The organism is Brevibacillus sp. Leaf182 (genome assembly GCF_001423865.2).
In the GTDB taxonomy this organism is placed as follows: Bacteria; Bacillota; Bacilli; order Brevibacillales; family Brevibacillaceae; genus Brevibacillus; species Brevibacillus brevis_C.
Window position 1 is genome coordinate 223,088 of record NZ_LMPN02000017.1, and the last position, 14,438, is coordinate 237,525.

The window sequence follows — 14,438 nt, forward strand, 5'->3', positions numbered from 1 at the left end:
TTGTTACAGCCAGCGTAGGAAATTTTGGCTTGCCGAAACAAAAAAAAGCGAGATACGCATCTGCGTACCTCGCTTTTCTCAGTGTATTATACGAACATAGCGTGCTGCTTATAAAAGGATTGAAAAAAACGTGCCGAAAGCGGCCGCTTTCCATAAAGTTTCTCGCAGAACGCATAAATCGTGTGCCTTGCGGCTTCATCTTCGAGCATTGTCATATGTGTCGAAGCTTCAACGTCCATCACGTACGCCTGCGGGATCTGTTGAACCCATTCCTCCCAGTAAGGCAGATGGTCGAACGGAACGACCCCTTCTTTAGCCGTTAAATAAGGTTCCCATGATCCCATGAACACCCCACTCTGGTTTCGGAAGTAATAGCAGGTCACCTCATCTGGCCGAGGCAGAGGCAGAAGCTTATAGTCTATCAATCTGTAGCGCTGCTGCATGGAAAACTGACGCTCAAATTGCTTCTCCAGCAGCCGCTTAGGAATATCCAGACCTCTATGCTCGGCTAGCTCGGTTAGACGTTCAAAAAATACATCGAATCCGTTGTCGCAGTCAATCTCATCCCTATGGATGAGAAGACCTTTCTCATCGGCCGAGGCAATGCCATGGACGGCTGCCAACGCCATGTTAACGGTTTGCAGGGCTATAGAATTCTGATCGAGGGTCGTCCTCTGGACCTCTGGGCTAAACATCGTATCCAGCATGACCAAAGACGATACAGTCTCACCCGCTTCCTGAAGCTGACGCGTCATTTCGTAAGCCAACATACCGCCGAGCGAATATCCGCCAAGATCATAAGGGCCCTCCGGCTGAATCGCTTGGATGAGTCGGACATAGTGTGAAGCAATAGCCACTATGCCCTCAGGTGATTCATCGCCGGTACCGCCGAACGATTGAATACCGTAGAACGGTCTTTTCGCATACGCCGCCAAAGAACGATATACTTCCACGCTTCCGGATGCGCCATGAATCCAAAATACCGGCCTTCCATCCGTAATAGGATTGAGCCGAATGATCTGCTGATTAAAGTTCTCCTCCAAAAAAGAGCCGTCAACATGAAGATCATCAATTTCCGGCGGGAAGTTTGCTTGCACCTTGTCGATCAAGTCTTGAATCGTTTCACAAGTCAACAGATCAGGGAGCTCCATCGACGGAGCAGCCACTTTCTGCAGGCCTGCAAGCAATTGTGCGAGATGAAGCGAACTCAATCCGTAATACATCAATCGCTTGTCCGTTTGAATCTCTGTCGGCATCATGCCAAGAAGTAGAGCGACGCTGTTTAAGACGATTGTCTTTGCATCATTCCCGTTCATGGCAAGCTGAGCCTTTTGTACGTTCATCTCATCGTTCTTGCCCATCTCAGCTTCCGTCCGCTCTAAGCCCGCTTCCGGTTGGATTTCAAGCCAGCAGCGCTGCTTGACGAACGGGTAAGTGAGCAATGGTACGATTCTCCCCTTTCTTCGGCTGCGATACAATTCCCTCCAGTCCATATCGCCACCCTTTGACCAGTAGATGGCAAGCTTCTCGACATCAAGTTCATCCATCAAATGCTTCAAATACAACTGGCCATTCTTACCAGAAAGGAGCCTGAGCATATCATCCGGAGCTCCTCCCGCATTTCCTTCGTATAACCCGAAGCTCCCGGATAGCGGAATATCCGAACTGCCGGTATCATCCAGATAGTACGAGAGCGCGGCCATCAATTCTTCCCTGCTGCTTGCAGTTATAGCAAGGCGGAAGTCCATCGATTCACGACCGACCTGCAGCGTATAGGCCAGATCGTCCAGCGAAAGCTCCTCGTTCCGCTTCACATACTGACGTACATGGTATACGGCTTCCTTCAGACGTTCCCGGCTTTTGGCCGAGAGGATCAATAATTGATTTCTAGTTTCCTGTACAGATGGCTCTTCAGCAGGCGGCACATATTCCTCGACAATTAGATGAGCATTCGTACCGCCGGCACCAAAGGAGCTGATCGCCGCGCGAAGTGGGAATTTCCCGCCATGTGGCGCTTCATTTTCCGTCTGCTGCCAGTCCTCTAAATGCCGCTGAATACGGAAATTCGTTTCCTCAAGGCGTAAATTCGGATTCAAGGCTGTGTCCGAGCCGAGTGTCGGAACAAGCTGCCGATGCTTTAACTGAAGAACGACTTTTGTTAATTGGGCGATGCCCGAGGCAGCTTCCCCATGCCCGATGTTGGATTTGACGGATCCAATCGGTAGAGCACGCTTCATACCGGAATGACTGCGATACACCTTGTTCATCGCCGCCATTTCAACTGCATCGCCGATGGATGACCCGTTAGCCGCACACTCAATATAGCTGATCGACTCTGGTTTTATGTCGGCCTGGCGCATGCTTTCTTCCATCAGTTGAGCTTGTGCATTTGGATTTGGCGCTCCGTAGCCGTTTGTCTGTCCACCATGATTGACCGCGGTTGATTTAATCACCGCTAAAATGGAGTCACCATCCTCAATGGCTTTGACCAGCGGTTTTAACAGGACCGACCCAACTCCTTCCGATGGCAAATAACCGTCCCCGTCCGCGAAGCTTCTGCTTCCAGGATGACTGCCAGCCAAACGCGACATGCTTAAGCCGACATACTTTTGCGGATGAAGCGAAAGATTGACGCCGCCGGCGATCGCCAGCTCGCATTCACCCTTCCGCAAGCTTTCGCATGCCATATGGATCGCGACCGCCGAGGAAGAGCACATCGTATCGACAGCGATGCTCGGACCTTTGAAATTAAAGAAATGGGACACCCGGTTGGCGATGGAGCTATACGAGGACAGAGCAAAAAGCGGCTCCTTCGCCGGGTCGTTATTTAGCAAATGATAATGATTGTACATGCAGCCGGCATACACGCCGACCTTGCTGCCGTACTCGTGCTCAAGCGTCTGGCTTGTATAACCCGCTTGCTCCAGCGTGTTCCATACGGACTCGAGAAACAGCCGCTCTTGCGGGCTTATATAAGACGCTTCCAGGGGTGAGAGCTGGAAAAAGATCGGATCGAATTGATCGATCTCTTTTAGAAACCCGCCCCATTGACAGTAGCTCTTGCCTGGCTTGCCTTTCTCAGGATCATAATACTTGCCGCTTTGCCAACGAACAGCGGGTATTTCTTCAATACAATCCTTCCCGCTCTTCAGATTGTCCCAGAACTGGTCTAAATCGTCCGCTCCCGGATAGCGGCCCGACAATCCGATGATCGCGATATCGGACGCAGGTTGACGCTCGGATATCTCCTCGCGGATCAGCGTTGCTTGCTTTAACGCTGGATTTTTCGCCACTGGAGCCGGCGTAACGGATAAATGAGCAGTCGCTAAGACCGGTGAAGCTGCCTTTGGTATCACTTGCGTAAGCTCGGGCGCAAGCACCCGACGGAGCTTACTCTCATAATGACCGATAAGATATTCACACAGCGCTTGTATATTTTCATACTCGAAGAACAAGGTTTTCGGCAGCGAGCCTAATTCGTTCTCAAGCTGTGCCGTAAGCTGCATCGCCATAATCGAGTCAATGCCAAACTTGCTGAAAGAGGTCTTGGCATCCATGCGATGTAGAGGAATGCGTATATAGGATGACAGGGTCTCCCTTAAGTAGTGCATCGTTCTCTCATACAGCTCGTCTGGTCCGAGCGGGTTATCGCTATCTGATTGCCACTCGGCCGCAGGAGCTTGCTGCGCTGTCGCCAACTCTTCCATGAGCGGCGGTGTGCTCAAAGCCATGTTCATCACCGCAACTTGGTGCTTCCCACTTGCCAGCGCAGCGTAAAGCGCTTGAATGCCCTGCTGGCTCTGTATCGCTTTCATTCCCGAGCGCTGCTCCATCATCGCTTCCGTTGCGGGATCGACGGTCATGCCGCCTTCCTGCCACAACGGCCAATTCACTGAAAGCGTATGTCCTTGCCGATGGCCGGCCGCTACCAGCTCATTCCGATAAGCGGCAAAGGCATCCATAAACCCGTTTGCTGCTGCATAATCCGCCTGCCCATAGTTTCCGAGGCATCCGGAAAGCGAGGAAAACAGAACAAAGAAGTCGAGCTCCAGCCCGCTTGTTGCTTTGTCCAATGCTATGAGCCCATCCACTTTAGGTCCCAAGACAGCAATCAAATCGTCTGTTGTTTTATGGATCAGGAAGCTATCCTTCTTCATGCCTGCAGCATGAAGGATGCCGTTCAATCGGCCATGTCGAGCTACAATTCCACTCATCAGTGCCGCCATGTCCGATTCCTTACGGACATCTGCGGTATGATACTCCACATGTGCGCCTAACTCCCGAATCATTTCCAAATGGGACTGACGATTAGGGTCAAGCTCTGACCTTCCGGTTAGAATGATTGCCGCTTCACGGGATTTCCTAGCGATATCCTGTGCGAAGATCAATCCAAGTCCCCCGGCACCGCCGGTTATGAGGTAGACGCCTCTGTCCTTCCACGGCGCGTCCACCGCAACGTCCGATGCATTCAGGCCTTTGATTACCGCTTCATACCGCCGGCTTCCTTCATAGCGAATATGGCTGACCGATGGATGACGGCCGTCAATCTCTAAAAAGGAAAGAAGCTGCTCGGATGAGACGGCCGCATCGAATTCGATTAACTGGCACCATACATTCGGATTCTCCAGATGCGCCGTCTTCAACATACCGGCTAAGCCGGCGTACATCTGCTGCTCGCCGGAAGCAGGAATCAGCAACTGGATCAGCGACTGACCGCCAAGCTTGTCCTTTAAGATCTTCTGAATGTCAACCATGAGCTGCTCCGCATAGCCGACATACCGTTCCTCGATCACCTGCCCTTCTGCTTTCAGCACCTTGCACACCGCCTCAGGGAATGCTCGGGCCAACTGCGGGTTCATGCTTTGGTTTTCTTCCAGCAGATACATATACCGACGGGTGATTATGCGCGCTTCACTTCGGTCTTCATCATTGCGTTCGGCCCATGCCGGATTCCATAGCAGCGGAGCGTCTTCTTCCATAGCCATAGCCACTTCCACTTCCGCTTCCGCTTCCAATTGACGCGAAGAGAGGCCTTGCAGTATCGCGCAGTGTTTTCCATCCTCATCATAGATGTCGATATCAAGCTTTTGAATCGCCCCTATTGCGGTGCTTCCGGAGCTTCTTCGAATCCATGCCCACATGACCGCTGTACTTGGACCCAAAATCACCAAACGGTCCAGTGCATAAGGAAGTCCCGGCCTTAATGCTGCTTCCGAGCCAGTTCCTCCTTCCGAATCTAAAGGTAATGCGGCCATTCCGATTGATGCTTGCAGCGCCGAATCGATCATGCCCGGATGAAGCACATAATGCTCCAGTGTGGACAAGGCGGAAGCCGCAATTTCCAAACGCCCCAGCAGCTCGCCTTTACCGACTTGGATTCGGTCAATAGCACGATGGCCGGGTCCGTAATCCATGTCCAGCCGGCCAAGCATGTCATAACATTGGGCGCCGGTGATGAGTCCGACGTCACATCTAGCCTGAAGTTCTTCGAGCAATTTGAGAGGTGGCACTTGAACGGATTCGTCTAATGCCGCTGTTCCTTGACAGTGAACCGTTCTTCCCGCCGGATGACCCGATGTTTCCGTATAAATTTCGAAGAAGAAGTCCGCTTCGGAATTACGCTGCAATTGAATGCTCACCGTGACGGAACGATCTTCCACGACGATTGGCTGCGCCCATCCGATATGCCGCAGCAAGACGGGAGACGTTGGCGAACCTGATCCTTTTTCGCATGCTGCCGTCACAGCCGCCCGCGCCATCTCCAGATAGGTGACAGCAGGCAGCACCTTTCGACCTCGAACTGAATGATCCGTCAAGAAAAACTCCGTCCCCGTCAGAACCGTTTGAAACAATAGGCCTGAAGTGTCCTTCAATGAAGCGCGCTGAAGGTTCAGAGGCAAAGATTCGCTAGACGCTTTCATCGGTTCGCGTCTTTGTGGATCCTGCGGCGGATAGTCAGTATTCGAAACCCAGTAACGCTCTTTGGCAAACGGATACGTCGGAAGCGGAACACGCGAATAGGAGTCGCCAGCAAACAACTGACTGTAATTCAGCGCATAGCCTTGAACATACAATTCGGCCGCCGTGGACAGATGCTCCAGATACAAGCCTGGATTCGTGCACGTCTGGCAGCTCTCGATCGCGGCATTTCCGAACCGCTTTAACGATTGCTGCTCGCGAACGTCATTTTCCGCTAACTCGGATACGTACACTTGCGCCATTTTACCGCGCGATAGCCAGTTGGAGAGCAGTTGTTTTAGCTCTTCTGCGTCTTTGACGATACACGCCAACCGGTGATTCATGTGACGGCGTCCAACCAGCAGTGTATAGCTGATGTTTCCCGCATCAATGCCAGGTACCCGCTCGCAATGCTCCAACAAGCGCTCGGCTTGCTGCCTCAGCTGTTCCCCACTGCGGGCTGACAGCGTAATGAGGTAAAACGGCCTCGAAGTATGCATGCGCACAGGAGCTGGAGCCTCCTCAATGACCATATGCGCATTGGTGCCGCTGAAGCCGAAGGAGCTAGTGGCTGCAATCCGCCTTGAGCCCGGTGGAACCGCCCAATTTTTAATCTCCGTATTGACATAGAACGGGCTGCTGGAAAACTTGATATGCGCATTGCCCGTCTCATAATGCAAGGAAGGCGGGATTTGCTGGTTTCGCAACGATAGTAAAATTTTGAAAACGCTCGCGACACCTGCAGCTGCGGTTGTATGACCAATATTTGTTTTTATGGTTCCGATCGCGCAGAACTGCTTTTTATCCGTGTAATGGCTGAAGGCACTGTTCAATGCTTCGAACTCAATCGGATCGCCGAGACGGGTTCCGGTGCCATGCGCCTCCACCATTTGAATCTGCTCCGGATGAATGGCGAAACGATCATAGACGGACTTTTCCAGCCGTTCCTGCGAATTGGCGCTTGGAGCGGTAATGCCGTTTGTTGTCCCGTCCTGGTTAATGCCCGAACCCTTAATAACCCCGTGGATATAATCTCCGTCGGCAATGGCATCCTTCAGCCGCTTCAGAACGACGACACCGACCCCTTCGCCAGGTACAAAGCCGTCCGCCCGATTATCGAACGTGTGACATTTGCCCGTAGGAGACAGCATGCCGGCCCGGTTGGAATTGATATAAAACGTTGGCGTCGTTTGGACAAACACGCCCCCTGCCAGTGCCATTTCGGTCTCTCCGGTCCATAAGCCTTGGCAGGCAAGATGGATGGATACAAGCGAGCTGGAGCAGGCGGTATCAACCGTAACGGCAGGCCCCTGAAGATTTAAATAATAGGCGATTCTGGCAGGAATAATGGATGGAGCATTCCCCCACATCGCTTGCGGAGGCGAGTTGTCTCCGATATGGTGCACATAGTCGCCAATATTGTAGCCGACATACACGCCGCAGGCACGACCCTCTACACTCTGGCCCGCATAACCCGAATCCTCCAGCGCCTTCCATGATTCCTCTAGGAACATGCGCTGCTGCGGATCCATATAGGTAGCCTCGAGTCCCGAAATATTAAAGAAGGACGGATCGAACTTATCGATTTCATCCAAGAAGCTGCCGTGATTGCAGTAAGGCTTGCCTTTGGGGGCATACTTCGACAGATCCCACCGGGTAACTTCTTCAACAAGATCATGACCTTGAGCCAAATGGTCCCACAATTCATCCAGCGTGTTCGATTTGGCAAAGCGGCCACTCATTCCGATTATGGCGATGGGCTCTTTAACTGCTGCTTCTTCAGCCCGAACGGATACAGCGGCCTCGGCCGGCTGCGCAGACGCCTTCGTTTGCAAGAATTCGAAATGGACAGCCTGCTCCTCCCTTTCGAGAGAAATTGAGCCTTGCTCGTAAAAGGCGGCGAGTCTGTCGCTAAATGCGGACACGACAGCCTCTTTATGCGCAGACAGCAAATAACCAGCCAGTTGATTAATCGAGCTGTAGTCAAAAAGAATGGTCGTCTTCATCTCAATCTGCAAACGTTCGTTAAGCGTATTGACGATATGCACGCCGGAAATGGAATCAAGCCCGTAGTCTGCGAAAGAGTCATCCATATCGAGCGATGACGCATCCAGCTTCAGCGTTTCCGCCAACTGAGAGGCGATCAACGATTTGATTTCATCCTGGAGCATATGCTCATTCAAGGCAAATAAGCTGTCTTCGCTTTCCCTTCTGGAATCCGCATTTGCTGCATCATTCCGCTCATTCGTCAATGTTGAAACGGATTGGGTTGCAGACTGCTGAGCGCTTATTCCTTTCCGTTGTTCCCATCTAGGCTGTCTGATGATTCCATCGCTTTGCGCCGCAACGATTTGCTGTCCCAGGTCGTGATGATCCTGGGCCAGGAAGCCGATCGCACCGAAGCCTTCTCTCTCAAGCAGTTGCTGCCAGCTTTCGGGCGAGAGCGCCGGACTACCCGGGATCCGAATGCCGGGATCGTCATACAGCCACCAGCCTTCCAGCAGTCCGAACGTAAGATGGGTAAATAGGGCGCCGTTGCTAATTTCATTTAAAAGCAGCCATCCTCCGGGCTTCAACGCCGCTTTGGCGTTGCGAACCGTCGTCCGCATGTTACGCGTAGCATGAAGGACGTTCGCGGCTATGACAAGATCATACTGACCGGCATCAACGCCTTGCTGCGCAAGAGCTTGCTCTACGTTGAACGTGCGGTATGTCAGGAACGGGTAGCTAGGGCCGTATTCCTTCTGCGCATGGAGCAGGAACATTTTGGATAGATCGGTATAGCAGTATTCCACAATATGGGTCTTATAGACAGCTAGCTTGGCGAGCACCCCCGCAGACGTACCGCCTGTACCCGCGCCGATTTCCAGAATACGAATTTGCGCCTTCGGATTTTCCTGTACACACTGTCTGACAACATGCAGGGCTGCCTCTGCCACTACATCGTTGAAATAATCGGCTACCGGATTGCTCTTGTAAATCCCCTCGACAAGTTCCATTGACGAGTTTGGAAAGAGCACGTCCGTCGCTGCGGATTTTCCTGTAAGGACGGCCGGCAAGGACTTCAGCGTTGTTTCCACCAATACGATTTGCGCTCTTGTTTTCTCGTCCTCCCGCCATTTAGCGGTATGCCGCCCCCACTGCTCCCATACCGTCCTGTGATCGGTGCTTGCCTTGGCTGTAACCGACAGAAGATTGCCGCTGCGGGACAGCAGCCCGAGCTCTACGAGAATAGTGACGCTCTGATTCAGCCATTCTGCATACATTTTTTCGTCGATTCCTGAAACAGCCATTGCCTGTTTCAGATCGAACGTTCCGGAAGCGAATAAGCCCGTTTGCTGAAGCTGCACGAACAACAGCCTGCCAAGAAGTTCATTCATTTCATCCGTCTTCTCCGCGTTCTCACGCTTCAGTTGTCCAAGTTCGGGTCGCTCAGAGGCGGCAGGCAGACTTCGGCCTGTCTCAACTGACCGCTGTCCTGCAGCTAGAGCCTTCATTTCTTCTTTGGGATTCATGCTTTCGACGGGGATCGGCTTCGTCGTTTTCATGACAGCCAGCTGCAATTGCGGCTGGGCAAGCACTCTCTCAATCGCCTGCATCCCTTCCTCCGGCTCGATTAGCCCAATTCCAAGCTCCTGCAGCAGCCGGTATTTTTCCGTATCCTCGACCTTGTCGCTTGACCAGAATCCCCAATTCAGCACTTTCACGCTGCAAGACCACTGCTGTGCCAGCAAGTGCGCGAAAGCATCCTTAAAGACACAACCGGCCGCATAATGAGCCTGCTGCGGATTCTTAATGAGGCTAATGAGCGATGAGAAGAACAGTACGAAATCTAGCCGTTCCTCGCGAAATACCTGCGCCATCCTGACGCTTACATCAACTTTAGCGGAGAGCGCAGCTTGAAGTGCAACCTCATCCATTTCAGCCAAGCTGTACTCGTTTAATACCATTGCCGAATGGACGACGCCGTTTACAGAGCCAAAGCGCTGCTTAATCTCGGCATAAGCCTGCGAGAGCGAATGGATGTCCGATGCGTCTGCACTCCAATAACGAATCTCGGGACCACGATCTGAAAGACTGTGAATTTTGGTTCGAATAGCGTCATTCATCGGGCTGCGACCAATCCATACGATTTGCGCTTGATAGGTACGAATCATATACTCCGACCATACCATGCCGATCCCGCCAGCTCCGCCGATGACGACATATACGCCTCCATTCCGGTACACTGGCGCTTTCGGAGCGGGAAGAATAGTTGGAATCAACTGCATACGGTGCCACTCACGCCCTCTGTATACGGCAGCCCCGCCCCTCCGGTCTGCAGGGATCCGGAACATCTCGGACACCGGCCATTTCGAATCCGACTCCAAGTCGATGAGACGAATCATCCAGTTTGGATATTCTTTAGCAAGCGAACCGATCAGTCCGTGAACGCCTGCCTGTGCCGGTTTTATGCTGTCTTTCTTGGATACCGCTTGGGCCTGGGTCGTGATGACCGTGAGGCCGACCGACCTTGAACCGTAGCCAGATTGCAGCAACGATTGAATAAACCGGAAGCAGCTAAGCGTAGTCTGATTGTGAGCAGTAATCAGCGCATCGTCTACACCGCCGTCTATAGCAGCAGGATCACGAACTACCCATATAAAGTGTCCGATATCCTCAATGCCGGAAATCTTCCGCTTGATATCAGCTACGGACATGTCTTCGTCATTACCAAAATGTACGGAACCCGGATATAGGGCTTGGATTTGCGCGAAACGTTCGTTGCAGAGACCAAATACAGCGATCCGTTCCGTTACGGCAGGGAAACAGTCGCCTTCTGGCTCAACGGCGAACGTATCCCACACCGGAGTAAACTGCCGCAGCATATCCTGCGAACCGGCACCTGTGTCAGCTTCCACGATACGTTGGTTAGCGTCATTCTCCGCGTTCCGGTTCGAAGCCGGAATTACGGCTGAGCTTTCTCCCTGAGGCGAGGTCGGATTTGCCGCTTTGGCTGTACTTCCTACTTGCTGTACCGCTGTTGGCAGGCTGTCCTGCGGTTTCGGCGCAACCGGCAGCCAGTATCTGTTTTTCGCAAAAGGATAGGCCGGAAGATGCATTTTTCTCGGTTTATCGGTACGGTAAAGCCGTCCCCATTCGATATCGCTGCCCTGAGCCCAAGACTGTGCGATTTCAGCCATGTTTCCTTCTGTGAACCAATGGTCGTCAGCCTTCGCCACTTCCGCCGACACGCCGGACTTCTTCTTCAACTGACCTCTCCAGCAGTTCGGAATGGAAGGTTTACCATCCGCATATGCTCTCATTTTCTCGGCCAGTTCCCGGATGCTGCTGACTAAAAAGACAACCCGCACTTCCATTGCTTCGCGTCCGGTCTGAAGCGTATACGCAATGGACGACAAGCTCATCTCTTGAGATGCCCCGCCTTCCACATGACGATTGCGATTCAGGATCAGATGCAGTGATTCGGCGGCATCAGAGATCGATCGAAGCTCGTACCAATCAATGCTGTCGGTCTCGATTTCATATTCCCGCAGCAACTGTTCCCGGACAGCAGACAGGTGTGCCGTTTCCATGCCGTATTCCGACCAGTCTTGATCGAAATCGATGTCTTGTTCATCCACCTTCAGAATAGTTGAAACCATTCGCAGAATATTGGCCGCCAGCCCGCTCTGTGATTCCATTTCCTTAATGCTAGCTACGCATCCAGCCTCATCCGCAAGGAACCGCGCTAACCGATCCGCATACGCTTTCAAGCGATCTTCATTTTTGGCCGATAACGGCACAATGACGGCAGACGGCTCGCCGCTCGCGGAAGAAGGCTGCGGCACCCATTCCTCCAAAATGATATGCGCATTTGAGCCGTAGGCGCCAAAGGAGCTGATCCCTGCCCTTCTCGGGTATACCGTTTCCTTTCCTGTTTCGGTCACCCGAGGCTGCTCCCATTGCTCTATCTTCCGCTGGATATAGAATGGCGATTGCTCAAAATCGATATATGGATTCGTTTCGGCGGAATGCAACGACGGCACTAACGTTTTATGATGCATCTGCAGCGCAACCTTAATCAACCCGCAAACCCCGGCAGCGGACTCGCCGTGACCGACGTTAGATTTGACTGAACCGATGGCGCAATATTGACGGTCATCCGTGTAGCGGGAATATGCTTTCACCAGTCCTTGGATTTCGATGGGATCGCCGAGCGACGTGCCTGTGCCGTGTGCTTCCAGATAGCTGATCGTTCTCGGATGAATATTAACCTTATTCAGGCAGTCTTCAATCAATTCAGCTTGTGCAACCGGACTGGGCACCGTAATGCCGCTAACCGCACCCACATGGTTGATTGAACTGCCTTTGATAACGGCATATATCTGATCGCCATCCTTGACGGCGGCACTTAGCGGTTTTAGTACGACCGCGCCAATTCCTTCTCCGGATGTAAACCCGTCGCCGTCTTTACCAAATGTACGGCAATAACCGTCGCTCGAATGCATGTTGGCCATGCCGAACGTTTTATATTTGCCAGGATGAAGCGTCAAGTTGACACCGCCCGCAATTGCAGCTTCACATTCTCCACGCCGGATGCTCTCTACCGCCATGTGGACAGCTGTCAGAGATGCGGAGCACAGCGTATCGACTGCCAGACTGGGGCCATGGAAATTAAGCGAGTAGGAAACCCGGTTCGCCACGTACGAGTGACTCAAAGAAAGCGGGAATAGCAAGCCTTGCGCCATAAGCTCCGACCCGAGAAGTGCATAATCCTTATGCATAACACCGGCGAACACGCCGACAAGGTTCCGTTTGTTCGGTCCTCTTGGCGTTACGAGGCTGGACGGACGGTATCCAGCATCTTCAATGGCCTCCCAGCAGGTTTCAAGAAAAATCCGCTCCTGCGGGTCTATGATTTCCGCTTCGCGGGGCGATATGCGAAAGAACGGCGCATCAAAGCAATCGGGGTCGTCAATGAAGCCGCCCCATCTGGAAACCCCTTTGCCCGAAGGAGACTTTAAGTCTTCAAACTGTTTCCAATCCCATCGTGAAGGGGGAATTTCGCTGATGCAGTCTTTACCGTCCTTCAGATTTTGCCAAAACTCGCGTAGATCGCTTGCCCCTGGAAAACGGCCTGACATTCCGATGATGGCAATATCCTCTTCTTGCGATGTTGATGCTTCTGAGCGGTTGCTGGAATCCGCAGGTTTCTTCCTGTTGTCCGGATGTTCATCAAGCTGTAATCGGGGGGCATTGATTCCATCGCCCGGTACTGGTGCGAAGCTTTCATCCGCAAATGCCGAAGCGTACTGTTCGGCCAAGTAAACGGATAAATCTGCAATCGTCGTATATTCAAAAAGCAGCGTAGGCGGAAGCACTGCGCCTACCTTCGCTTCAATTTTCTTAACCATCTCCAGCAAGCCTGGGGAATCCAATCCCATCTCATAATAGCCCGCGTTCTGATCGAGATCCGCTTCAGCCATATTCAAGCGCTCAGCCAAGATGCCGGTCAGAAAAGCGGCCGCCTGAACGGTTGGAGTGCGCTCCCCGCTGAGAGCATGCCCCTGTTTGACTGGAGCCGGCGCCGGTTCTATGACGGACGGGTCATCCCCATCTCCCGAGACGGCAGATGAACTGATCCCGGATGCCGCCCTCACCAGCTTCATCGTGTAGTTTTTCATTTCTGCTACTTTGCAGCCCTTACTGTCGAATAGCTCTAGCGTCATGCTGAGCAATTCGTTCTTTCGTTGAACACTGGGAGTGAGAACCTGTGTATAGCAGCGCTCTTGAATGAGCTGCTCCGCACGAAAGGACTCAAAATATAAGGGCAGAAACAATTGTTGCTCTTCCCCGACCAGCGCTCGAAGCAATAGCGAGGCACCTACACAACTAGCATCTAACAAGGTGGGATGAAACAGCACGTCTTCGGCGCTGTCACGCGAATTGCGATCCAATGCAAGCTCAATGAGCACGCCTGTTGAGGTTTGGAAGGTATGCCCTTCCGCTTTCATCATGCCGGTATGGATGAGGCCCAGCGCACGAAACTGCGCATAGGCCTCCTCCAGATCGACGGAAGCTTCCGCCTGATTTATGGCTTGCCCGAGATTGATCGTCTTATCAAATGAAACGGGTTGAATCTTCCGCATTTGGGCATCGGCATATCGTTTCGCCTCCGGGCTGACGGCTCCATCCCGCGATTCGCGGCCTTCTACAACAATGCTCCAGCATCCCGCTTCCTTCTCTTCCACAACAATATCGATCAGCACCTCGTAATCGTGACCCACCGCCAAGGGATGATAGATCGATACATGGCAAAGCTCCAGCTCTCTCCAATCGTACCCGTTATCCCGAAATGCTTGGTAGATCAAGTCGACATAAGCCGGACCAGGCAGCAGTTCCTGACCAAAGACTTTATGGTTGCTCAGGATCGGATGATCGCCGCTTAATAAAAATTGTTCTTTCATGAAATAGTCCCCCTTGAATGCGCTACCCCT

At 52.5% G+C, this 14,438-nt stretch carries 1 protein-coding gene; it reads right to left on the reverse strand.

What is annotated here, in order from left to right; genetic code table 11:
- Nucleotides 1–86: 86 nt before the first annotated feature.
- On the reverse strand, nt 87–14,408 hold the full coding sequence (locus ASG16_RS07405) for an SDR family NAD(P)-dependent oxidoreductase (protein WP_056495224.1): 14,322 nt from the start codon (nt 14,406–14,408) through the stop codon (nt 87–89).
- Nucleotides 14,409–14,438: the final 30 nt, after the last annotated feature.

Excerpts from the sequence above, each read along its gene's own strand:
- ASG16_RS07405 (WP_056495224.1), bottom strand. The coding sequence starts at position 14,408 with ATGAAAGAACAATTTTTATTAAGCGGCGATCATCCGATCCTGAGCAAC.